This is a genomic window from Humidesulfovibrio sp. (assembly GCF_035560995.1).
Taxonomy (GTDB): Bacteria; Desulfobacterota; Desulfovibrionia; order Desulfovibrionales; family Desulfovibrionaceae; genus Humidesulfovibrio.
Genome location: NZ_DATMYK010000132.1, coordinates 1 through 23,380, shown reverse-complemented (window position 1 = coordinate 23,380; position 23,380 = coordinate 1). Strand labels below are relative to the sequence as shown.

At 67.4% G+C, this 23,380-nt stretch carries 21 protein-coding genes; 7 read left to right on the top strand and 14 right to left on the bottom strand.

Translation table 11 applies throughout. From position 1 onward, the window contains the following. The 6 genes from VN419_RS05340 to VN419_RS05315 form a co-directional block, all read right to left on the bottom strand. Positions 1–1,083, bottom strand: a 1,083-nt coding sequence (locus tag VN419_RS05340) for an MFS transporter (protein ID WP_325645221.1), incomplete at its 3' end; no start/stop codon positions are given. Then, a complete protein-coding gene (hisC, locus tag VN419_RS05335) occupies positions 1,080–2,210 on the bottom strand; it encodes a histidinol-phosphate transaminase (protein WP_325645219.1) in 1,131 nt (376 codons plus the stop codon). The genes hisC and VN419_RS05340, both read right to left, overlap by 4 nt. Continuing rightward, entirely contained in the window at positions 2,191–3,588 is a 1,398-nt protein-coding gene (locus tag VN419_RS05330; RefSeq protein ID WP_325645217.1) for an ATP-binding protein, read from the bottom strand. The genes hisC and VN419_RS05330 overlap by 20 nt, the downstream gene beginning before the upstream one ends. A 197-nt stretch (positions 3,589–3,785) precedes the next feature. Then, positions 3,786–5,435 (bottom strand): nickel-dependent hydrogenase large subunit, encoded by a 1,650-nt coding sequence (locus VN419_RS05325; RefSeq protein ID WP_325645215.1) that lies wholly within the window; start codon positions 5,433–5,435, stop codon positions 3,786–3,788. Positions 5,436–5,448: 13 nt separating this feature from the next. Beyond that, complete coding sequence (locus VN419_RS05320) at positions 5,449–6,423, bottom strand: hydrogenase small subunit (protein ID WP_325645213.1); 975 nt, start codon at positions 6,421–6,423, stop codon at positions 5,449–5,451. 12 nt (positions 6,424–6,435) lie between these two features. Further along, on the bottom strand, positions 6,436–6,837 hold the full coding sequence (locus VN419_RS05315) for a cytochrome c3 family protein (protein ID WP_325645211.1): 402 nt from the start codon (positions 6,835–6,837) through the stop codon (positions 6,436–6,438). Positions 6,838–7,288: 451 nt separating this feature from the next. Here VN419_RS05315 and VN419_RS05310 point away from each other — a divergent pair, with 451 nt between their 5' ends. Next, positions 7,289–8,092, top strand: coding sequence for a 2-amino-3,7-dideoxy-D-threo-hept-6-ulosonate synthase (locus VN419_RS05310; RefSeq protein ID WP_325645209.1), 804 nt, complete (start codon positions 7,289–7,291; stop codon positions 8,090–8,092). A 69-nt stretch (positions 8,093–8,161) separates the two neighbouring features. Here VN419_RS05310 and VN419_RS05305 read toward each other — a convergent pair whose 3' ends face one another. Both VN419_RS05305 and VN419_RS05300 read right to left on the bottom strand, forming a co-directional pair. Next, a complete protein-coding gene (locus tag VN419_RS05305) occupies positions 8,162–9,238 on the bottom strand; it encodes a lipid II:glycine glycyltransferase FemX (RefSeq protein WP_325645207.1) in 1,077 nt (358 codons plus the stop codon). A 416-nt stretch (positions 9,239–9,654) separates the two neighbouring features. Continuing rightward, positions 9,655–10,128, bottom strand: coding sequence for a hypothetical protein (locus tag VN419_RS05300; RefSeq protein WP_325645205.1), 474 nt, complete (start codon positions 10,126–10,128; stop codon positions 9,655–9,657). 42 nt (positions 10,129–10,170) lie between these two features. Between VN419_RS05300 and VN419_RS05295 the strand changes: the two genes are divergently transcribed. The 5 genes from VN419_RS05295 (at position 10,171) to VN419_RS05275 (ending at position 15,892) form a co-directional block, all read left to right on the top strand. Then, positions 10,171–11,469 (top strand): LuxR C-terminal-related transcriptional regulator, encoded by a 1,299-nt coding sequence (locus VN419_RS05295; RefSeq protein WP_325645203.1) that lies wholly within the window; start codon positions 10,171–10,173, stop codon positions 11,467–11,469. Between the two features lie 96 nt (positions 11,470–11,565). Continuing rightward, positions 11,566–12,222, top strand: a complete 657-nt coding sequence (locus VN419_RS05290) for a TorD/DmsD family molecular chaperone (RefSeq protein WP_325645201.1) — start codon at positions 11,566–11,568, stop codon at positions 12,220–12,222. Then, positions 12,219–14,492 carry a molybdopterin-dependent oxidoreductase gene (locus VN419_RS05285; protein WP_325645199.1) on the top strand — a complete coding sequence of 758 codons (2,274 nt, stop codon included), beginning with the start codon at positions 12,219–12,221 and terminating at the stop codon, positions 14,490–14,492. Before VN419_RS05290 ends, VN419_RS05285 begins: the two co-directional genes overlap by 4 nt. Before the next feature lie 9 nt (positions 14,493–14,501). Then, on the top strand, positions 14,502–15,071 hold the full coding sequence (locus tag VN419_RS05280) for a 4Fe-4S dicluster domain-containing protein (RefSeq protein WP_325645197.1): 570 nt from the start codon (positions 14,502–14,504) through the stop codon (positions 15,069–15,071). After that, complete coding sequence (locus VN419_RS05275) at positions 15,068–15,892, top strand: dimethyl sulfoxide reductase anchor subunit family protein (RefSeq protein ID WP_325645195.1); 825 nt, start codon at positions 15,068–15,070, stop codon at positions 15,890–15,892. Before VN419_RS05280 ends, VN419_RS05275 begins: the two co-directional genes overlap by 4 nt. Before the next feature lie 223 nt (positions 15,893–16,115). Here VN419_RS05275 and VN419_RS05270 read toward each other — a convergent pair whose 3' ends face one another. Next, positions 16,116–17,090 carry an AraC family transcriptional regulator gene (locus VN419_RS05270; RefSeq protein ID WP_325645193.1) on the bottom strand — a complete coding sequence of 325 codons (975 nt, stop codon included), beginning with the start codon at positions 17,088–17,090 and terminating at the stop codon, positions 16,116–16,118. Positions 17,091–17,466: 376 nt separating this feature from the next. On the opposite strand from VN419_RS05270, the gene VN419_RS05265 reads away from it, so the two are divergent. Continuing rightward, complete coding sequence (locus VN419_RS05265) at positions 17,467–18,666, top strand: aldo/keto reductase (protein WP_325645191.1); 1,200 nt, start codon at positions 17,467–17,469, stop codon at positions 18,664–18,666. 83 nt (positions 18,667–18,749) lie between these two features. Here the strand turns inward: VN419_RS05265 and VN419_RS05260 are convergent, their stop codons facing one another. The 5 genes from VN419_RS05260 to VN419_RS05240 all read right to left on the bottom strand — a co-directional run. After that, positions 18,750–19,148, bottom strand: coding sequence for a (R)-mandelonitrile lyase (locus VN419_RS05260; RefSeq protein WP_325645189.1), 399 nt, complete (start codon positions 19,146–19,148; stop codon positions 18,750–18,752). A gap of 201 nt (positions 19,149–19,349) precedes the next feature. Then, entirely contained in the window at positions 19,350–19,856 is a 507-nt protein-coding gene (locus VN419_RS05255) for a GNAT family N-acetyltransferase (protein ID WP_325645187.1), read from the bottom strand. A 62-nt stretch (positions 19,857–19,918) separates the two neighbouring features. Next, complete coding sequence (locus VN419_RS05250; protein ID WP_325645185.1) at positions 19,919–21,280, bottom strand: sigma-54 dependent transcriptional regulator; 1,362 nt, start codon at positions 21,278–21,280, stop codon at positions 19,919–19,921. Then, on the bottom strand, positions 21,277–22,737 hold the full coding sequence (locus tag VN419_RS05245; RefSeq protein ID WP_325645182.1) for a sensor histidine kinase: 1,461 nt from the start codon (positions 22,735–22,737) through the stop codon (positions 21,277–21,279). The genes VN419_RS05250 and VN419_RS05245 overlap by 4 nt, the downstream gene beginning before the upstream one ends. An 89-nt stretch (positions 22,738–22,826) precedes the next feature. Next, positions 22,827–23,380, bottom strand: a 554-nt coding sequence (locus VN419_RS05240; RefSeq protein WP_325645180.1) for a S16 family serine protease, incomplete at its 5' end; no start/stop codon positions are given.

Genomic DNA, 23,380 nt, shown 5'->3' with positions numbered 1-23,380 from the left:
CCCCAGGATGAAGCCCGCATCCAGCGCGGTCAGCAGCAGGTTGGCGTTGGTGCCGCGCAGCCTGGCCGGGCTGACGCGGAACATGGCCGCGTTGAACAGCGGCATCCCCAGGCCCAGGGCCAGACCGTACAGCACGGCCATGGCCAGCAGCGCGGCCTCGCCCGCATCGCCCAGGCGCGGCGCAAGGCCGAAGCAGGGCACCAAAAACGCCAGGAACAGCAGGGCCAGCCCGGCTGTGCGGCCGGGGTTGAACCCGTCCAGACGGCGCATGCCCAGCACCCGCAGGGCGATGGTGGACAGGTTGGCGCAGGTGAAGAACAGGCCGGGGTTGGCCGCGCCGAGCTCCAGGCTGAGACTTTTTATGAAGAAATACACGATGGTGTGCCCGCATATGAGGCCGAAATGGCCCAGAATGAGTGCGGCCACGCCGGGCGCGCGCAGTCCGGCGAAGACCTCGGCCCAGGCCGGGCGGCTGGTGTGCTCCGGCGGCAGGGCCGCGGCCAGGGCGCGGGTCTTGCGGCCAAAGGGAATGAGCAGGAGCAGCACCGGCAGCATGAGCGGCGCGGCCACGGCATAGGCCCAGCCCGGGCCGGGCAGATGCGGGGTCGCGAACTCCACGAAGGGTGGCATCAGCGCGCTGGGCAGAAGCGTGGTAAGGGAGATGATTCCGAAGCCCTGCGCCACGCGGTCGCGCGGGAGGATGTGCGTGAAGGCGGCCATGACGCCGGAGGCCAGGAGCACGTAGGCCGTGCCGTGGAGAACCCGCACCAGGGCGATGGCCGGGACGCTTTGGGCCGCCGGGTAGCTGATGAGCGCGGCGATGGCCAGGGCCGCGCCCAGGCGCATGGCGCGGGTGCTGTTGCCCAGGGTCAGCACGCCGCTCAAATAAGGGCGCAGGAAAAGCGCGGTGAGCGGTTCCAGCGCCAGCAGCGGTCCGCGCCAGGGAACGGGAATGTCTAGGTGTACAAGGTAGTTATAGAATCCATAGAAAATTGCTAGATTGCAGAAGCACAGCAGGCTGATCGCGCAAAGGGCGCAGAACTCGTAGGTCCACAGGGTTTTAGGAGCCGCCGCCGTGCTCATGCCGGGCCGTCGGGCCGGGTCAGTTCGATGACCTCCCGGAAGGCCAGGAGAAAATCGCGCATCACCGGCTCCTGCACCAGGCTCACGCGGATCCAGTTGGGGAAGCGGAAGCCGGTCATGGTGCGCACCATGACCCCCCGGCGCATGAGCTGGCGGTAGATGAGCGAATCCGACGCCGGGGTGCGCACCATGACGAAGTTGCCCGCGCCGGAAACATACGGCAGGCCGAGCTCGTCGAAGGCGGGCAGCAAAAGCTCCCTGGCGCGCGCCACCATGGCCCGCGTGGCCGGAATGTGCTCGGCGTCGTCGGAAAGCGCGGCCACGGCCGCGTGCTGGCCCAGCATATTCACCGAGTACACGATGTGCGTGCGGCGGATGTAGTCCACCACTTCCTTCTGCCCGCACACGTAGCCCACGCGCAAACCCGCCAGGGCGTACATCTTGGAAAAGGTGCGGAACACCACCACGTTCGGGTGCCGCTCCATGATCTCCATGCCGTCCGGGAAGCGCTCGTCGTCCACGTATTCGCGGTAGGCCTCGTCCAGCACCACTATGGCCCGGCCGTCCACTCCGCGCAGGAAGCGCTCCATCTGGTCGCGGTCCCACCAGCTGCCCGTGGGGTTGTTCGGGTTGCACACGAAGATGATCTTGGTGCGGCCGTCCATGGCGCGCAGCATGGCCTCGCTGTCGAAGCCGTTGTCCGCCAGGGGGATGAGCCGGGCCTCGAAGCCGGAGAATTCGGCCACCCATTCGTACACGGCAAAGGTCTTGTCCGCGGTGACGATGTTGTCGCCCTTGTCGCAGAAGGCCTTGATGACGCTGGCGATGACCTCGCAGGAGCCGTTGCCCACCAGGAAGCGCTCCGGGTCCTTGCCGAAGCGCTCCGCCAGGGCCTGGCGCAGAAAGTAGCTGTCGCCGCTGGGGTACACGGCCGCGCGCGGCGGCTCGAAGCCCGCCAGGATGCGGGCGGCGGCGGGCGGCGGGCCCAGGGCGTTTTCGTTGTTGTTCAGGCGGTGCAGGTGGTCCACCTTGTACGCGCGCATGAGCTCCGGGTCGGGCTTGCTCGGCACGTAGGCCTCGAAGGCCCGGATATGCTGGGGCACCAGCTCAGCGATGGGCAGGGACATGCTGGCACACCAGAAGGTCGGAGGAGCCCGCGTGGGGCAGAACGAGCCTGGGCGCGAAGCCGCAGGCCGTGATGGCCGGGTAGAGCGCCGCCTGCCAGGGCTCGGAGAGGTCCAGGTGCAGCAGGATGTCCGGCGGTATTTCCTGGTTCTGCTCGTGCAGGGCCGTCACGTGGGCCGCCAGGTTGGCGGCGAAGTCCTGTCCGTCCAGCAGCGGCTTCAGGATGGCCAGACCGCGCCTGCGGTCGAAGTTGGTGGCCAAAAGCGAATGCTCCGGCGCGCGCTGGATGGGCCGCTCGCCGGTGCTCAGGAGGTCGCGCGAGAAGGCCAGGCTGTCGTACTGGCGTTCCAGGAAAGGCATGAGCTCCGGGTGGGCCCACACCGCGCCGCCCACGTCCTCGCGCAGGTGGCGGAACAGCGCGGGCTGGCTCTCCGGCCCGCAGCCCGATTCGGCCCCGTCCGGGTCGCCGCACAGGGTCAGGCTGCCCAGGCTCTCGAACCAGCCTGGGGGAACGTCGCTCGTGGCGCGTTCGCTGAAGGCGCACACGGCCTCCGTGCGGGCCACCGAGGCCAGAAAATGCTCGGTCAGCAGGCGGGCGGTCTCCTTGGCCAGGCTGCGGTCCGGGCCGACATCGAACACGTATGGACCGGAGAAGACCACGGACTTGGGGCCGGAGCCGCGCCAGCAGATGAGCCCGGCCGGGCGGCCCAGGGCGTCCTGGGCCAGCAGGGCCTGGTATTGCCCGTGGGCCACCATGTCGGCGAAGCGCGCCGGACGGAAAAAACTGGCCGGACAGGAGCGCGCCGGGTAGCTCCCGGCGGCGAGCAGCGCGGCATGGCGCAATTGGCCCTCGCTTGGTGGACCGGCTTCCGCACTGGGCATCTTCACGGGCGGGGAAAGTTGCTGCTCCGGGCGCAGGGGCTCGGCTTCCGGGTACTGGCGGTCCACCTCGGCCAGGAGCACGTACACACCCGCGCCGCTGGACTCCAGGCTGCAGCGGTCCGTGGTGCGCGAGGCCACCAGCAGGCCCAGCTCGGCGTCGTGTTCGTCGTGGGCGGACTCCACGCCGCCTTCGCCTTCCAGGTCCACGCTGGCGGCGAAATTGAGCGCCCGCAGGCTGACCTCCCCGGCGCGGAAGCGGAAGGCCATGCGCACAAAGGTGCCGCCCTGGCTGAAGGTGAGGCGCAGGGGTTCCTCGCGCCCGGCGTAGCGGCACAGGTAGGCGAAGAACTCCTCCACCGCGAGCGAGAGTTTGAGCGCTCCGCCGCGGTCCAGGCCGAAGACCTGGGCGGCGTTTTCCGCCGCCGCCGCCGCCGCTGGCAGGAAGGAGACGTCGGGCGGCAGTTCCAGGATCAGATTGTGCTGGCGGGATGCTGTCACGACGACCTCGGGAGGATGGAGTGGGGGAAGGGCGAAAGGCGCCGGGCCTTCGCAATGTCCAAGGCATAGCAGAGCCGCGCGCGCCGGGCAACTGCCCGCGCCGGGACGGTGGGTGATTCTCCCGCCCGCCCCCAGGACGCGAAAAGGGCCCGTCGGACGCGCTGTCCGACGGGCCCTGGCGTTTCATGGGCCTTTGGCTACAGCACCTTGAACTTCGTGGTCTTGCCCGCGTGGATCACGTGCACGGCGCAGGCGATGCAGGGGTCGTAGGAATGCACCGTGCGCAGAATCTCCACCGGGCGCTCGGGATCGGCCACGGGATTGCCCACCAGCGATTCCTCCACGGCGGAGAGCTTGCCCGCGGCGCAGCGCGGCCCCAGATTCCAGGTGCTGGGCACCACCATCTGGTAGTTGGCCGTCTTGCCGCCCTCGATGCGGATCCAGTGCGACAAGCCGCCGCGCGGCGCGGTGACGTAGCCCACGCCCCTGGCCTTGTCGGGCATCTTCCAGGGCCTGTAGATCTCCACATCCGGGTGCTTGGCCCGGGCAACGAGATCCTTGTGCCAGCCGCTCACGAGATCAAGCAGCACCAGGGTCTCCACCATGCGCGCCGCGGTGCGGCCCAGGGTGGAGAACATGTTCTCCGGCTTCAGTCCGCAGGCGGAGAGCCAGGCGTTCATGAACGAGACGGTGGCCTTGTCGCCGCGGGCATAGGCGATGGCCTGGCGGGCCAGGGGCCCGGTTTCCATGGATTCGCCCTTGTAGCGCGGCGCCTTGACCCAGGAGTACTTTCCGTCGGGGTCGAAGTCGCCGGGCACGGGTTCGGTGCGGCCCTCATACGGATGCTTGGCCTCGGTGGTCTTGTACCAGCCGCGGGTCACGTCCTCCTTCAGGGCGTTCGGGTCGAATTCCTCCACGCGCTTCAGGTCGCGCTTCCACATCACGCCGCCCCGGAAGGCCGGGTTCTTGCCTGTCTCGGGATCGTGGAAGTCGCTGAAGTCCATGAAGTTGGTGGTGCGCCCGTAGACGCAGGCCTCGGGATAGCGGCGGCCCAGGAGGATCAGGTCGCCCATGTAGTTGTGCCGGATGAAGGGCACGCATTCCTCGTATATGGCCTTGAACTCGGCCAGGCGTTCGGGTTGCAGGCTTTCGTAGCAGGTGACGCCGCCCACCTGCAGGGTTTGGGCGTGGGGATTCTTGCCGCTGAAGATGGCCCAGGCATGTGCCAGCTTCACCTGCACGCGCAGGCCCTCCAGGTAGTTGGCCGCCAGGATGAGGTTCTCGTCCGGGGTCAGGCGGTAACTGGGGTGTCCGCCCAGGAAGTAGGCGTTGGTGAGCCAGCCCAACTGGCCGCTCTCCACGAATTTCTTGAGCTTGGCCTGGACCATGAAGTAGTCGCCGGGCTGCACCTCGCGCCCGGAGACCTGGGTGGCCAGCTTGGCCGCGGCCACGGGGTCGGCCTTCAGCGCGCTGGCCATGTCGAAGAAGTCCAGCGCGTGCAGGTGGTAGAAGTGCACCAGGTGGTCGTGGATGTTCAGCATGCCCAGGATGAGGTGGCGCACCAGTTCGGCCGCCGGGGGCGGCTTCACGCCCACGGCGTTTTCCACGGCGCGGATGCTGGCCAGGGAATGGCTGTTGGTGCACACGCCGCAGGCGCGCTGCACGTAGTGGTGCACGTCCTCCGGCGGTCGGCCCAGCACGATCATCTCCAGCCCCCGGAAGAGCTGCGCGCTGGACCACGAATTGGCGATGACCCCGTCCTTCACCTCGACATCGATGCGCAGGTGCCCTTCGATGCGGGTGATGGGGTCGACGGTGATGCGACCGGTGAATGCTTTCTCTGCCATGACGACACCTCCCTTAGGCCTTCTCGCCCTTCATGAGGACGTCGCGGTTGAATGGAGCGTACTGGTCCCAGAAGCCCGGCTCGCTGCAGCCGAGGCAGGGCGCGCCGGCGCGCACGGGCCAGTTGGCCTGGTTGAACTGCACCGTGGGGCAGTTGTTGTACGTGTATGGCCCCCGGCAGCCTATCAGGTGCAGGCACCAGCCCTGGCGGGCCTCCTTGGACTGGAAGCTGGGCGCGAATTCCCCGGCGTCGAAGTGCTTGCGGCGCGGGCATTTGTCGTGGACGGTGGAGCCGAAGAACATCTTGGGCCGTCCCACGGCGTCCAGATCCGGCAGTCCCTTGGTCAAGAGATGCACCACAGTGCCGATGAAGTTCACGGGGTTGGGCGGGCAGCCGGAGATGTTGATGGGCTTGATGCCCATGGGGCCCAGGGCCTCGCCCACGCCCGCGGCCCCGGTGGGGTTGGGCGCGGCCGCCTGCACGCCGCCGAAGCTGGCGCAGGTGCCCATGGCGATGACGCCCTTGGCGCCGCCCGCCACGCGGGAAAACAGCGAGAGCATGGTCTCGCCGGCCACCTTGCCGTACACGCCGCCGCCCTTCAGGGGGATGGCGCCCTCGATGGCGCAGAAGTAGCCTTCGGGGTTCTTCATGGCCTTTTCCAGCGCCTTTTCGGCCCCGTGGCCCGCCGTGGCCATGATGCTCTCACAGTAGTCGAGCGAAATCACTTCCATGATCAGCGTGTCGACGTAGGGGTCGATGGAGCGCAGGATCGCCTCGGTGCAGCCGGTGCACTCGGCCCCGTGCATGTAGATGACGCTGGGCCGCTTCTTGCTTTCCAGGGCCTGGGCCACGTCCACGGCGAAGGCCGCGGGCATGCCCATGGCCGCGGCCACAACGGTGCAGAACTTCATGAAATCGCGGCGGGACAGGCGTCCGCCTTCAAGCTGCCGGTCCAGCAGTTTTGCGGAGATGCGACTGGTCGAACTCATGGTGGCCCTCCTTTACTGCTTCTTGTGGCAGCCGCGTGTGCAGGAAATGGGCGGCATGGCCTGCTTGGTCAGGCGCTTTTGCTTGTGGCAGCCCAGGCAACTGGTCGGACTGGAGTTGTGGAAAGCCCGGAAAAAGCCCGTGGGCTCATCCAGACCCGATTTGATGTGGCATTGGGTGCATGGCAGGAACTGGCCCAGCGAGCGGTCCGACTCTTCATGATGGCACGCCTTGCAGGGGTTGTACACGGCGTGGAATCCATGAGGAAACTTCACCGGGCCGACCCAGGTCGATTGCTGTGGCGTTTTTTCCGGTCGTTTGATGACGAGGTCCTTGGGCACCTCATAAGCCGACGCCATGCACGGGAGCAGCGTCAGCACAGCCATTGCCGAGAGCATTCGAATGAGTCGCTTCATTTCCACCCTCCAGTAGAAAAAGATTACCCAGCTTGTACAATCTCACTTATTCTTAGGCGTGCGTCAAGGGGGCGGGCAGATAATCGCGCATGCTCCAGAATCCGGCACGGCGGGGGACGTGCCGGAAGGCTTGGCCGGCCGGGACGGAAAGGTGGCGGGAGCGGCGTGCATTTCACTCGCGTCGGGCCGCGTTGACATCCAGGAGCGTTGCGGGTAATCACTCCCCCATGAACCTCTGCGCTTCCCAAAACACCTTCTTCTTTACCAGCGTGTTTTTTGGGTTTAGTCGCGCCTGCGGCCGCGGAGAGGTGTGTTGACCAAGCGTTAACCAAAGCCTCTTCAGGAAGGGCCGCAGGCGTTAAGCCGGCGGCCCTTCTTCATTTTCACCGCCGGCCCGCGCGCCGCAACAGGTCCGTCCCAGGGGCGCAACCAGAAGACCAGGAGGTTTCGCATGCACCTTGGAAAAGCCATCCGGCTCGAGCGCATCATCAACCGCAACACCAGGCGCGCCATCATCGTGCCCATGGACCACGGCACCACCGTGGGCCCCTTGCCCGGCATAGTGAACATGCGCGCGGCCGTGCAGGCCGTGGTGGAGGGCGGGGCCAACGCCGTGCTGATGCACAAGGGCGTGCCCCGCTGCTGCCACCGCACCCAGGGCCAGGACGTGGGCCTCATCGTGCATCTTTCCGCCAGCACCTCCCTTTCGCCCCTGCCCAACGCCAAGATCCTGGTCTGCTCCGTGGAGGAGGCCATCCGCCTGGGCGCCGACGCCGTGAGCCTGCACGTGAACCTGGGCGACGAGAGCGAAGCCAGGATGCTTGAGGACTTCGGCCGGGTGACCGAATCGGCCCAGAGCTGGGGCATGCCGGTGCTGGCCATGATCTACGCGCGCGGGCCCAAGGTGGCCAACGAGTACGACCCAGCCACCGTGGCCCACTGCGCCCGCGTTGGCGTGGAGCTGGGGGCCGACGTGGTCAAGGTGCCCTACACCGGCGACCCGGACAGCTTCTGCCGCGTCACCGAGGCCTGCTGCGTGCCCGTGGTCATCGCCGGCGGGCCCAAGCTCGACAGCACCCGCGACTTCCTGCTCATGGTGCGCGACTCCTTGCGCGCGGGCGGGGCCGGGCTTTCCGTGGGCCGGAACATCTTCCAGCACAAGCGCCCGGATCTCTTGACCCGCGCCCTCTCCCGCGTGGTGCACGAGAACGCCGACGTGGACGAGGCCATGGAACTGCTCAAGGGGACCGAGTAGCGCGCACGCAAAAAGGGTCCGCGAGACGTCTCGCGGACCCTTTTTCGTCGGGGCGCCGGGGCCATCCCGCTACAGGTGCGCATCCTGGTGGGCGTAGGCCGCGTACATGCTCTCGGAGTTGCGCAGCTCCTGGTACACGTCGGGCAGCAGCGGGTAGTCCCAGGAGCCGCTCCGGTATTCGATCCTGCCGCCGAACCCGGTCTTGAAGCGGTAGAGGCCGTAGAACGGGTGCGCCGGGTCGGCGCTGGGCGAAACCGCGCCCATCTCGTAGCGGACGCAGCCGCGCGCGCGGGCCAGGAGCATGCCCGTCCAGTGCATGAGGCTGGGGGCCATGAAGTTGCGCTTGATGTTGGCCGACGCCCCGTACAGGAAGTGCGCCGATTCCCCCGCGATGCCCACGATGGCCCCGGCCAGCAGGTCGGCGCCGTGCCGCGCCAGCAGGAAGAGCAGCTCCGAATGGCCGGGGTCGGCGATCAGGCTTTGGAACATGGCGCTGAAGTGTTTGAGGCCGCAGGGGCTGAAGCCGTCGCGCCGGGCGGTCTCGCGGTACAGGGCGTAAAAAGCGGGCAAGTCCCGCGCGCTGCCCAGCTGCACTGCGACGTCTTTGCGCTGCGCGACCTTGATGTTGTACCGGGTCTTCGGCTTCATGCGCATGAGCATCAGGTCCTCGTCGTCCGCCAGGTCCACCACCAGGGAGCTGGCCACGGTCATGTCCTCCGGCGCTTTCTTGATGTTCCAGAACCGGGTGCCCATGTTCATGCGCAGCTCGCGCAGGCGCGGCTCCGGGAAGGCGTCGCGGTCCTGTTCCTGCAATTCGCCGGCGTAGGGGGAAGTCCAGGGCAGGTCGTAGCGGATGAAGGCCACGCCGGGATCAAGGGTCTGGGCCAGGGCCAGGGAGAAATCCTCCAGGAACGCGCCGTACTCCTCCTCCGGGGGCGCGAACTCCGGTCCCTGGGGCACAAGGGCGATGCTGTGCGCGCCAAAGGGCTTGAGCAGCACCAGCACGTCCTTCTCCGGACCGGCGGTGCGCAGGTCGAAGGCGCGGGGTTTCAGGCCCACGCGGGCCTTTACCTGCGCCCAGAAGGAGGTCTGGAACAGGATGTCCGTGGGGAGCAGTTCGGTCATGGCCTTGGCGGTGATGTCCATGGTGGCTTCTCCTGTGTTGATGGTGCTGCCGCCCTCTGGGCGCGGGGCCCCGGAGCGCGGACGAAAAAAAGCCCCACCTTCCGCCGTTCGGAAAAGTGGGGCCTTCATGTGGGCGTTTCGATGCGACGCGCTACACGACAGCCCCCGGCTTCCGGGAGAGGACGCGGTCCTCACGCTGGAAATGGGCGCGCGCGGAAAGAACCGGGCACGGACGGCCCAGGCGCGGATGATTGGTGGAAAGGCTGTGCGGACGCTTCACGGGAACGCTCCAAATCGGCGGAATTTTCGCTGCAACAAAAAAGTATACAGGCATTGCCCAAAAAGGCAACCGCGCACGCCTGCGCAAATGCGGCGGGCCGCAGCGCGAAAAAGGGGGCCGGGGCGCGCTCGCCAGTGCGCTCCGGCAGTGTGCTCCGTCAGTGGGCGACGAGCACGACCTCCTGGTCGAGCAGGGTGACGGCCTTGACCCCGGCGCAGCTGGACTTGGCGATGAGGTTCACCAGCACGCGCAGCCGGTAGGTGCCGGGCTCGCGCGGGGTCACGTCGCTCACCGGGTGCCCGGTGAGGATGCGCGGCTTCTGGCCCGGCGGGCCGGAGAGCACGTCGATGATGCTGGTGACGAAGAAGCCTTCCGGCACGGTGCGCGGGTTCAGGCGCACGCGCAGGCGCGCGGTCTGGTCCACGCCGGTGGCGTATGATCTGGCGTCGAGCCGGGCCGTGAACACCGGAGTGGTGAGGGGGCAGATGCCTGCGTCAGCGGGTCCGGCGAGCGCGCCCGGCGGGAAGGCCGGCAAGGCCAGGCCCGCCAGGACAGCCAGACCGGCCAACGCGGCGAGGCCCCTGCGGAATAAGGTGTTGCCAATCCCCTGCGGGCTTCGTATGGAGAGCACTGCTCCACCTCCTGTGCACACGATAACCAAAGATTGCGTGCCATGCCTGAACAACTCATCCTCGCACTGCGCTCAGAAGTGCCTGCCTTCCTGGGGAAATGGGAAGAGGGCATGGCCCTGGCCGGCTACCTGCAGCACACCACCGCCAAGCGCGAGGACTGCGTCCGCTCTTACGAGGGCTTCCTGGCCTCCCTGTGGACCCGGCTGGAGCAGGGCCAGGCGCTGGAGGATTTTCCCGCCCTCTTGGCCAACCACGGCGGCTGGGCCGACGCGCTGATCCAGATGTCGCACCGGCACCGCCTGCGCGGCGTGACCTGGGAGATGTTCCTCGGCTGCTTCACCACCCTGGTCCAGGCCGTGGAGGAGCTGCTGCTGGAGATGGACGCCCCCCTCGCGCGCAGGCTCGCGGCCATCCGGCTCATCCGCCGCCATGCCGACGCGGCCGTGACCCTGCTGGTGGGCCATTCCGCCCTTTTGGGCGCGGACGAGGTCATGGCCCGGCTGGATGCCTCCAACCGGCAGCTTACCCTGGAAAAGAACAAGTTCGAAAACATCTTCGCCTGCACCTCGGATCTGGTGCTCGTCACCGACGCCCAGGGCCTCATCACCGAGGCCAGCGCCAGCGCGCGGCGCTTTCTGGGAGAGCGGCCCTTCGCCGGGGAGCCGGTCTGGTCCGTGCTCGGGCTGGAGTGCGCCTCCATGCCGGAGGTGTTGGCCTATTACCCGCCCGGCGTCCAGCACGAGATCGGCCTGTTCGACGGGGCCTACTACTTCGAGCTGAACATCGCGCCCCTGCGCGGCGTCAGTCTGGCTTCCAAGGGCTGCCTGTTTCTGCTCATGGACATCACCGCGCATGTGCGCCAGCGAGAGGTGCTGGTGCAGAAGGTCCAGGAGCGCACCGCGGAGCTTGAGACCGAGAAGGAGCGCCTGGTGGAGATGAACATCACCCTGCGCAACGTCATCAGCTCCATCAAGCGCGAGCGCGAGGAGTTCCACGAACAGCTCGCGGACACCGTGCGCCAGGTCTTCCTGCCCACTTTGGAGCGCTTCCGGGCCGAGGGCGCGGCCGAGGTGCGCGGGGCCTATGCCGACCTTCTGGGCGACCAGCTGCTGCGCCTGTGCAGCGGCGAGGGCGCGGAGGGCGACGGCCGCCTGCTGCGCCTCACCCCCATGGAGCTCAAGGTCTGCCAGTTCATCCAGGCGGGCAAACGCACCAAGGACATCTCCGAGGCGCTCAAGCTCTCGGTGGAGACCGTGCAGACCCACCGCAAGAATATCCGAAAGAAGCTGAACCTCAAGGGCGGCAACGCCAACCTCTTTTCCTTCCTGCGCTCCCGCTAGTCCTGGCGCGGCGCTTGTAATGGGTAGGCGCGTCTACCCATTATCTCCCCATTTTCTCCTCTTTGAAGTCAGACCACATTGCACCATTTTGCCATCATGACACACACCCATTGCAACGGGGAGCGCCCTTGCGCGTCCACTCCCCCGACACACACCCAGGCCGACGCCGCCCCCGTGCTTGAGGCCCTGCGGGACTTTTTCGCCGCCACCGAGGCCGAAGGCCTGGCCAGCGCCTACGCCCGGCTGGCCGCCTGCGGCGCGGCCCCGCCCGAACCGCCCGACTGGCGCGAGGCGGAATACGCCTTCAACCGGCTCTTCGTCGGCCCGGGGGCGCTGGTCGCCCCGCCGTATTCCTCCATCTACCTGGACGCGGAGCCCCGGCTGCAAGGCCAGGCCACGGAGCGCGTGCGCGCGGTGCACGAGCTGCTGGGCGTTTCGCCCGCGCTTGCCAACGGGCCGGAGGACCACCTCTGCGTGGAGCTGGACACGGCCCTTTTGCTGCGCGCGCGGCAAAAGGCCGACCCGGCCAACGCGCACCTGGCCCTGTTGCGGCGCTACTTCGTGGCCGGGCACATGGCCGCCTGGGTGCCGAAGTTTGCGGACCGCGTGCTGCGCGACCCGGCCTGCCCGGCGGTCATCGGTTTCGCGGTGCGCAGGCTGGAGCAATGGCTTGCTGATGAAACGGCGGACACCACGCCGTATGAGCAGATGGACCAGATTCCCCAACCGGCAACAGGAGGAGAGGGCGCATGAGCGGATGGAACAAACACAAGATGGAGCAGGTGCTCGGCTGCGGGCTGTCCCGAAGGGACTTCCTGAAGGGCCTTGCCGTGGGCGGCGCGGCGGCGCTGGCTCCCTGCCTGCTGCTGCAACCCCGGCCCGCGGACGCGAACCAGAACTATGAGGGCGGCTACCAGGTGTTCCGCAACGCCTGTCCGCGCAACTGCTACGACACCTGCTCCATCAAGAGCTACGTCAAGGACGGGGTGGTGCGCTTCGTGGAGGGCGCGCCGGAATCCACCTTCACCCGGGGCGGCCTATGCGTGAAGGGCAATTCCTATGTGCGCTACGCCTACAGCCCGGACCGCATCAAGTACCCCATGCTCCAGGAGGGCAGGGGCTCCGGCAAGTGGCGGCGCATCAGCTGGGACGAGGCCATGGACCGCATCGCCAAGAAAATCCTGGAGCTGAAGCAGCAGGACGGCTCGCTGCTCGGCCTGGCGCTGACAAAATATTCCGGCAACTTCGGCATCACCAACTATGGCGTGGAAGGGCTCATGTCGAGCCTGGGCTACACCACGCGCCTGGTGGGCACGCCCTGCTGGCCCGCGGGCATAGACGCCCAGAACTACGACCTGGGCAACATGTGGTGCAACGACCCCGAGGACATGGCCAAAAGCCGCTACATCATCATCTGGGGCGCCAACCCGGCCTGGTGCTCCATCCACAGCATGAAGTTCATCTATGCCGCGCGCGAGGCCGGGGCCAAGGTGGTGGTCATCGACCCCGTGTTCACCCAGACGGCGGCCAAGGGCGACGAGTATCTGCAGGTGGTTCCCGGCGGCGATGGCGCCCTGGCCCTGGGCATGTGTCGCCACCTGCTGGATGGCGAGCTGTACGACAAGGCCTGGGTGGCTGCCAATTCCGTGGGCTTCCAGGACTTCGCCGAATACCTGCGCAAGAACGTCACCGTGGACTGGGCGGCGGGCGTAAGCGGCGTCCCGGCGGAGCGCATCCGCGCCATTGCCGAGGAATTCGCCCACGCCAAGCCCGGCACCATCTGGATAGGCTACGGCATGCAGCGCCACGTCAACGGCGGGGCCATGGTCCGCGCCATAGACGCCCTGGTGGCCATGACCGGCAACGTGGGCAAGGTGGGCGGAGGCGCGCGCTACGGCCACTTGCAGACCTGGGGCTTCAACTACAACGCCATGATCCGCAAGCCGCCCGAGGGGAGCAAGGGCTTTGTGGGCGCGGCAGGGCCCAAGGGCGAGTTCGACTTCGCCGCCGGAGCCGCGGCCCCGGCCTACACCGACCGCGCGCTGAACATCAACAAGACCGCCCAGGAGATCCTGGACGCCAAGGACCCGGCCATCCGCATGCTCTGGGTCTCGTGCAAGAACGTGCTCTCCCAGGACTTCGACCGCAACAAGCTGCTCGAGGCCTTCAAGAAGCTCGAACTGGTCGTGGTGGTGGACCACTTCTTCAACCAGACCGTGGAGCAGGCCGACATCGTGCTGCCCGTGACCACCATCTTCGAGGAATGGACCGTCAACGTTTCCTACTGGCACTACTGGCTGTCCTTGAACGAGCAGGCCGTGAAGCCCATGTTCGAGGCCAGGAGCAATATCGAGATCGCCGCCGCGCTGTCCAAGCGCATGAATGAGCTCACTCCCGGCTCCTGCACCTATCCCACGGAAATCGACACCAGGGAGTGGATGGAGAAGGAGTTCAACAAGAAGATCTACGACCTCTTCGGCATCGCCAGCTGGGAGGACCTGCGCAAGGGCCCGGTGAAGGCCAGGATGCCCCAGGCCGCTTGGAGCGACCTCGTGTTCGCCACGCCGTCCAAGAAGTACGAGTTCAAGTCCGAGCTGTGCGCCAAGAACGGGCACAAGGCCCTGCCGGAGTATGTGGAAGGCCGCCAGCCCTACGACAAGCTGCGCCTGCTTACCCCGCACAGCAAGTTCAACATCCACTCCCAGTTCCAGAACCTGGACTGGATGATGGACTTCAACCCCGAACCCATCGTGTACATCCACCCCGGCGCGGCCAAAGAACGCGCCATCAAGGACGGCGACGCCGTGCGCGTGTTCAACAAGACCGGCGAGGTGCGGCTCAAGGCGCGCATAACGGCCGATGTGCCGCCGGACACGCTCTTGATGTACGAGGCCTGGTACAAGGGCCTCACCTTCAACTGCCAGAACCTTGTGGACGACACCTCGTCGGACATGGGCAAGTTCAAGACCGGCGCGCCCGGCGTGGCCATCCACGACCAGTTCGCCGATGTCGCCAGGGCTTAGGAGGTCGCCATGAAAAAACAACTCGCCTTCTTCGTCGACGCCAAGCGCTGCATCGGCTGCTTCACCTGCGCCATGGCCTGCAAGAACCAGTACGCCACGGAGCCTGGCGTTTCCTGGCGCATGGTCCACCCGCTTCAGGCTGACATCTACCCCCATCACGAGCGGGCCTTCTATTCCCTCGCCTGCAACCACTGCGAAAAGCCCGTGTGCCTGGAGGCCTGCCCTGTGGAGGCCTACTACAAGCGCGAAAAGGACGGCGTGGTGGTGCACGAGCAGGAGAAGTGCATCGGCTGCGGCAACTGCATCCGCTCCTGCCCGTATGGCGTGCCGAAATATAACCCCGTGGAGAAGCGGGCCGAGAAGTGCAGCCTGTGCTGGCAGCGCCTGGACGCGGGCCTCAAGCCCGCCTGCGTGCAGAGCTGCCCGGTGGACGCGCTGCAACTCATTGACCTGGCCACCTTCAAGGACACCAACGCCACGCAGTATCCCCCGGGCTACCCCAAGATGGAGAAGCTCAATCCGTCCACGCGCTTCCGCCAGGCGGAGCTGCCCAAGATCCAGAGGAGGGAGGACATATGAAACCAAGCATGGAGCTGCCGCTGGTGCTCTTCACCATCCTGAGCCAGACGGCCATCGGCCTGACGCTGCTCTCCGGCCTGCGCCGCTGGCGGCTGGCCGATCTGCCCGGCCAGGGCGCGGGCGTGCAGATGGCGCGCGACGAGGCCGACCGCAGGCAATGGCTTGCGGCTGCAGGGCTTCTGGGCGTGGGCCTGCTGCTGTCCCTGGCGCACCTGGGCCACCCGCTGGAGGCCTTCATGGCCCTCAAGCACCTGTCCACGTCCTGGCTCTCGCGCGAGGCCCTGGCCTTTGCCGCCCTCACCGGGCTCATGGCCTTCACGGCCTACAAGGGCCTGCCCAGCCTGCTGGTGCGCGGCACGGCCGCGCTGGGCCTGCTGGCCCTGTTCATCCAGGGCATGACCTACTCCCCGCCGAGCTTCCCGGCCGTGGACAACGGCCTGCCCTTTGCCCTGTTCCTCATCAGCGCGGTGATTCTGGGCGCGGGCGCTGCCAGCCTGTTCGTAGAATCGGAGGACTCTCCCGGCCTGCGCGGCGTGCTCGTGGCGGCCCTGGCCGTGGGCCTTGCTGTGCACCTGGTGCTGCCCGTGGCCTGGCTCTCCGGCGGGACGGTGACGCACATGACCGCCGTGGCCTACCTGCGTTCGCCGCTCTACTGGGCGCATATCCTGGTGGGGCTGGCCGGGCCGCTTCTGGTTGTGGCGCTCACCCGGCGCATTCCGCGCTGGCTGCCTTACGCGCTGCTCGCGGGCGCGCTGTGCGGCCGCATCGTGTTCTACCTGGAGACCGTGCACACGGCCGCGAATATCGGCGCACTGTACTGATCCCCCCGCCCCGCGCATCCGGCCGGAATCGGCGCGTTCCGGCCGGACGCGCAACAAAGGGCCCGCGAGCAGCTTCGCGGGCCCTTTCGTTTTGTGGGACGCCTGATTTGTGCGACACTTGGTTTTTGCGACACCTGGCGTGGGCCTGGCTTGGTGCGCGGTGGCCCGGCGCGCGGCGAACTCCTCCGGGGGGCTCGCCTGTTGGCACGAAGGGCGGGCGCGGTCAGATCTCCTTGCCGCGCATGCCTTGCGCCGTCGCGACCGCGCCTTCCGTCTTGCGCCGCAGGCCCTTGATGTCGCGCAGGGGCGGAGCGCCGAACAGGCGGCTGTATTCGCGGTTGAACTGGGTGCTGCTTTCATAGCCCACCTGCAGGGCCACGCTTGTGGCGTCCAGATGGTCGGTGAACATCACCCGCCGGGCCTCGTGCAGGCGCAGCCGTTTCTGGAACTGCAGCGGGCTCATGGCGGTCAGCTCGCGGAAGTGCCGGTGGAAGGTGGAGGTGCTCATGCGCGCATGGGCGGCCAGCTCCTCCACGCGCAAGGGGTGGGTGAAGTTCTTCTTCAGCCAGTCGATGGCCTGGGCGAGCTGGTTGCTCTGGGTGCCGACGGCCCCGAGCTGCCGGAGCCGCGGGCCCTGTTCGCCCACCAGCAACCGGTAGACGATTTCCCTCTGGATCAGCGGCGCCAGGACCGGAATGTCCTCCGGCACATCGACCAGGTCGAGCAGGCGCTGGAACGCGCCGAGCAGCCGTGCGGTGACCTTGCTCACGGCCATGCCGCGGCCGGTCTGCTGGGTGCGGGGCATGGGCAGGTTGCTGTCCACCACGAGCTGGGAGATCATCTTCGGGTCGAGCTTCAGCACCAGGCCCAGGAAGGGCTTCTCCGGGCTGGCCTCCATGATCTGGGCCACTATGGGCAGGTCCACGGAGGCGATGAGGTAGTGGTCCGCGTCATAGGTGTAAAGCTCTTCGCCCAGCAGCACGCGCTTGGCCCCCTGGGCCACCAGGCACAGGCTCGGCTCGTACATGTGGCTGGTCTGCTCCGTGGGGGCCTCGCAGCGCCCCAGCGCAAGGCCCGGAACATCGGTGACGACGCGGGGGCTCCTGGCGGTGAGCCGCTCGATGGTTTGCGCCAGTGACTGCCGCGTGGCCTGCAATTCCTCAGGTCCGTATTCCTGGGCGGGGCCGTCGTTCGTCATGGGATTCCTCCCTGCTGTTGGCATGAGTCCTATCACAAATCCGCGCGCGGCTGAACAACGCTTGCGCCCGGCTCCCGCGCTGGCGCTGACTTTAGTCGCGCCGACCTCTGAACGGTAGACACGATCCTGCGCAATTCTTGCCTGATTCTCTCTTCGTGCCTCGGAGGGCTGTTTCCGGCGCGGGCTATGTTCGCACTTTCTTGCCGCTGCTGCGCGCGTAAGAGCAGGATGCTGCGAGCCTTCGGCAGGAATGGGCAAGAAAAAAGCAGGATCGGGCTCGGCGCTGCGCTCCGGCTCGGCTATGATGCCGGAAACATGCCCGCCTGGGTTTGGCCCCGTGCTAAACCGGCCCGCGCCTAACCGAAAGGAGAATCCGATGCTTTACAGAACCATGCCGCAAAACGGCGACCAGCTTTCCGCTCTGGGCTTCGGCTGCATGCGCCTGCCCATGAAAGACGGGGCCATCGACAGAAAGCGGGCCATCGCCCAGATCCGCCAGGCCGTCGATCAGGGCGTGAACTACGTGGACACGGCCTGGCCCTACCACGGCGGAGACAGCGAGGTGCTGCTGGGCGAGGCCCTGCGCGACGGCTACCGCGACAAGGTGAAGGTCGCCACCAAGCTGCCTTCCTGGATGATCCGCAGCCGCGCGGACATGGACCGTTACCTTGACGCGCAGCTTAAGCGGCTGGGCATTTCGTGCATCGACTACTACCTCGTGCACGCCCTGGACGGCGACCTGTGGGACGCGGTGGCGAAACACGGCGTGACGGAATTCCTCGACGCGGCCAAGGCGGACGGGCGCATCGTCAACGCGGGCTTCTCATTCCACGGCCTGGCCCCGGACTTCAAGCGCATCGTCGACGCCTACCCCTGGATCTTCTGCCAGATCCAGTACAACTACCTGGACGAGACCTTCCAGGCCGGAACCGAAGGCCTGCAATACGCGGCGGCCAAGGGCCTGGGCGTGGTCGTCATGGAGCCCCTGCGCGGCGGCAATCTGGGCCGTCCCACGCCGCCGCCCGCCGTGGCGGACATCTGGGCCCATGCGGCCACCCCGCGCACGCCGGTGGAATGGGCCCTGCGCTGGGTGTGGAACCACCCGGAAGTGACGGTGGTGCTCTCGGGCATGAACGAGGAGGCGCACATAGAGGAAAACCTCGCCATCGCCTCTCAGGCCGCCGCCGGGTCGCTCACCGCGCAGGAGCTGGCCCTGGTGGAGGGCGCCGCGGGCAAGTACCACGAGCTCATGAAGGTGGGCTGCACGGGCTGCGGCTACTGCATGCCCTGTCCCGCCGGGGTGGAGATCCCCAAGTGCTTCGACCTGTACAACCAGCTGCATCTCTTCGGAAACGAGGCGGGGATGAAGTACTTCTACGCCGCAAGCCTGGGCGTGGTGCAGGGCGAGGGCGAAGGCGCGGGCTTCGCCTCCCGGTGCGTGGCCTGCGGAGCGTGCCTGGAAAAGTGCCCACAGGGCATCCAGATTCCAGAGGTGTTGGAACGGGTCGTGGCCGACCTTGAGGGAGAAGGCTTCGACGAGCGCCTGGCCGGCGTGCGGGCCATGTTTAGCAAGTAGGTCAGCAAGTAGTTCAGCAAGTATATTGAGCAAACGAAAAGGGGCCGCAAGGCCCCCTTCGCATGTTCTGGCCCCGCGGCCGTCTATTTGCCGTCGTACTGCTCGTCCGTCACGTGCTCCATCCAGGTGGAGCTGACGCCGTCCTGGGCCTCCACAATGGCGATGTGCGTCATGGCCGTGGCGGGCATGGCCCCGTGCCAGTGCTTTTCGCCCGGGGCGATCCACACCACGTCGCCGGGGCGGATGGCCTCCACCGGGCCGCCCTCGCGCTGCACCTGCCCGCAGCCCGCGGTCACCATGAGGGTTTGCCCCAGCGGATGGCTGTGCCAGGCCGTGCGCGCGCCGGGTTCGAAGGTGACGACGGCCCCGGCGATGCGCGCCGGAGCGCCGCGCTCGAACATGGAGTCGATGCGCACGGTGCCGGTGAACCACTCGGCCGGGCCCTTGACGGAAGCCTGAGAGCCGATTCGTGTGATGTCCATGAGTATTGTCCTCCTGTTTGGGGCGTATCAGCGTGCCGCGTCGTGGGGCCCAAAGGCGAAGATGGCCCCGTTGGGCGCATTCTCGAATATTTTGCCGCCATAGACCAGGGCCCGCCTGCCCACCCGCATGGCGGGCCAGGGCCCGAACTGCGCGCCGAGGGGCCGGAACCCCGCGCGGAAAAGGGTGGTTGAAGGGCGGGCTCAGTCCTGGCCGGGCGTCTCGAGGATGAGGCTGAGGAAAGCCAGGTCGAGCCATTTGCCGAATTTAGTGCCCACCTCGCGCAGCACACCGGCGGATTCAAAGCCCAGGCTCCGGTGCAGGCGCAAGGAGGCCTCGTTTCCCGCCTCGATGCCCGCCACCATGGCGTGGAGGCCCTGGGTCCGCGCGCGGGCGATGAGTTCGAGCATGAGGCTTTTGCCGATGCCGCCGCCGCGCCGGCCGCGCAGCACGTAGACTGAATGCTCCACGGTGTGGCGGTAGCCCTCGAAGGGCCGCCAGGGCCCGTAGGAGGCGTAGCCCAGCACCTGGCCGTCCCCGTGGGCCACAAGGACCGGCAGGCCCGCCCGCTGGCGCTCCTGCATCCAGGCGCTGCGGTTGGCCGCGTCCACTTCGGTTTCGTTCCAGATGGCCGTGGTGTTGGCCACCGCGTCGTTGTAGATGGCCAGGATTCCGGGAATGTCATCCTGGCGGGCGTCGCGTATCAGCACACGGCTCTCGCTTGGGGTTTGGGGGGTGTTCGCCCGGTTCCTGCGCGGCGCGCCGCTTCAGCCTAGCCGAGCCCGGCGCGCTTGAGCTTGCGCCAGAGGGAGGCGCGGTCGATGCCGAGGATCTCGGCCGCGCGGGTCTTGTTGCCTTCGGTGTGCTCCAGCACCCAAAGAATGTGCTGGCGCTCGTTTTCTTCCAGGGTGGGCAGGCCCGCATGGCGCGAGGTCATGAGCTGCGGCTGGTCCAGCTGCAGGTCCGGGGGCAGGTGCGCGGGCTCCACCCTCTCCCCATCAGTCAGGACCACAGCGCGCTCCATGAGGTTTTCCAGCTCGCGGATATTGCCGGGAAAGGGGTAGGTGTCCAGGATGTGCAGCACCTCGGGCGACAGTTCGCGCACCTCGCGGCCCAGCAGTTCGGAGTACTTGAGCAGGAAGTGCCGGGCCAGAAGCGGGATGTCCTCGCGCCGCTCCGCCAGGGCGGGCAGGCGCAAAGTGATGACGTTCAGGCGGTAGTAGAGGTCCAGCCGGAAGGAGCCCGCCTCGGCCTCGGCGGCCAGGTCCTTGTTGGTGGCGGCGATGACCCGCACGTCCACGGGGATGTCGGCCGTGCCGCCCACGCGCATGAACTTGCGCTCCTGCAGCACGCGCAGCAGGCGCACCTGCATGGCGGGCGTCATCTCGCCCACCTCGTCCAGGAACAGGGTGCCGCCGTCCGCGGCCTCGAACAGTCCGGCCTTGCGTTCCATGGCGCCGGTGTAGGCGCCCTTCTCGTGGCCGAAGAGCTCCCCGGCCAGCAGCTCCTCGCTGAAGGCTCCGCAGTTCACGGCCAGAAAGCGCTTGCCCGCGCGCTGGCTGGCCTGGTGGATGGCCCGGGCCGCCAGCTCTTTGCCGGTGCCGGTTTCGCCCAGCAGCAGCACCGTGGAGGAGGTGGGGGCCACCTGGGCGATGGTCTTGAGCAGCGCGGCCATGGCCGGGCTTTTGCCCACCAGCAGGGGCGGCGCGTTGCGGTTCTTGAGCTGCTGGCGCAGGTCCAGCACCTCGCGGCGCAGCCGGCTGGATTCCACGGCCTTGGCGGCCAGGGCGCGCACCTCGTCGATGTTCAGGGGCTTGGCCAGATAGGAATAGGCGCCGCGGTTCATGGCGTCCACGGCCCCCGGGATGGTGGCGTAGCCGGTCATGACCACGGCCTCGATGCCGGGATGCAGCTTGCGCGCGCGTTCCATGAGCCCGATGCCGTCCTGGTCGCTGACCTCGCCCAGGCGCAGATCCGTGAGCAGCAGGTCGTATTCGGCCCTGCCCAGCTCGGCCAGGGCCGCGCGGGAATCGCCCACGCCATGGGCTTCATAGCCCGCGCGGGTCAGCACGTGCACCAGGTTTTCGCAGGCGATGGCCTCGTCGTCCACCACCAGCACGCGCCCGGCGCTCATGCTTCCCTCCCTGCGCAGGCAAAGGCCGCGCCTTCCAGAGGCAGGCGCAGGGTGAAGCAGGTGCCCTGGCCGGGCGCGCTCTCCACGCTGATGCTTCCCTGGTGCTGCTCCACGATGCCGAACACGATGGACAGGCCGAGCCCTGTGCCCTTGCCGACTTCCTTGGTGGTGAAGAAGGGGTCGAAGATGTGCGCCAGATCCGCCTCGGCGATGCCCGCGCCCGTGTCGGCCACGCTGATGACGGCCTGGCCTTGGGCTTCGTCGCGCCCGGCGGAGATGGCGATGCGTCCGGTCTTGTCCTTCTGGGCCTGCAAGGCGTTGATCAAAAGGTTCAGGAAGACCTCCTGCATGCGCTGGGCGTCCATGAGCAGGACGAGGTCCGGCGGCACCTCGCGGGTTATCTCTACCCCGGCGGGCACCTGGCTGGACACCAGCCGCACGGAACGCTCCACCACCTCGGCCAGGCTTGTGGGTTTGCGTTCGAACTCCTTGGCCCGGGAGAATTCCAGCAGGCCCTTGACGATGTCCCGGGCTCTCGCCACCTCGCCGTCGATGTTTCCGAGCAGCTTGCGGGCAAAGCCGGGATCGGCCTCCGGGCCTTCCTCCATGAGTATCTGGCAGGAGGTGGAGATGTTGTTCAGGGGGTTGTTCAACTGGTGGGCCACGCCGCTGGTCAGCACGCCCAGGGACGAGAGCTTCTTCTCGCGCACCAGCTGGTCCTGGCGCTTCTGCAGCTCTGCGATCATGTGGTTGAAGGCCCCCACCACGCGGGCCACCTCGTCGTCGGAGCCCGAGGGCACCAGGGCCGTGAAGCAGCCTTTGGCTATTTCGTGGGTGGCCTGTTCGATGCTGCGCAGCGCGGAGATGGTCTTGTGCCCCAGCACGAAGAGGAAGCCGCCGCCAAGGGCCAGGAACACCGCCACCGAAAGCATCAGCTGCCGCTTGAGGGACTGGACGATGGTCAGCACGCGCGCGCGCTCATGGATCACCAGGCGTTGGGACAGGTCCACCAGCTGCTTGCCCGTGTCGCGCAGGCGGTCGCGCTCGGCCTGCGGGGCCCTGCGGCCCTGGTCGCGCACCAGGGAGAGCCGCGCGGCCATGGCCTCGTACTCCAGCAGCACGGACTTGAGGGAGGCGTGCTCCTGGGCCAGGCCGAACTCCGCGGCGTTGCCCTCCAGCTTGACCAGGATGTCGCTCGCCTTGGCCGCGTATTCGCGGCTGGCGTCGTAGTCCTCCTGCTGGCCGTAGAGCATGAAGTTCTTCTCGTAGCGGCGAATTTCCAGAATGGTGTTGCCCAGGTCGTCGATGACCTCGATGAAGCCCATCTTGCGCTCGATCTGGGCCAGGGAATGATAGGAGAACGTGCCGATGAGCCCGACGGCCAGCACCGAGAGCAGCATCCCCAGAAGGACGCGGCGGCGGATGTTCATGCGGATAAGCGGCTTGGAATGCTGCACGGGAGCTCCTCTAAAACACTGTGCCGGGCCGGCGCAAGGCGTTTTCCAGATATGCCTGCGGCCGAGGCTGCGCAAGGGGCGTGGAGGCCTCAGGCTGGCTTCCGGACCTCCAGCACCACGTCCACCAGCTCCGCCGCCTCGCCTGCCAGCACGATGCCGACGCTGGCGCGGATGTCCTGTTCCAGGGTCTCGGCCTCGGGCCTGTTGCCCTCCGGCAGGGCCACGGTGTGCACGCCGCCGCGCTGGGCCGCCAGGATCTTCTCGCGGATGCCCGCCACGGGCAGAAGCGCGCCCCCCAGCGACATCTCGCCGGTCAGGGCCACACCGGGCCTTGCGGGCCTGCCTGTCAAAAGCGACAGCAGGGCCATGAGGATGGTGACTCCGGCGGAGGGGCCGTCCTTGGGAATGGCTCCGGCCGGGATGTGGATGTGCAGGTCCTGCGCGGCGAAGAAATCCGGGGCCAGGCCGAAGGTCTCGGCATTCCCCCGGATGTAGGAAAGCGCTGTCTGCGCCGACTCCTTGAGCACCGCGCCAAGGGAGCCCGTGAGCAGCAGCTGGCCGGTGCCGGGCATTTTCGCCGCCTCCACCAGCACTATCTCGCCGCCGGAATCGCTCCAGACCAGGCCGTTGACCACTCCGGGCC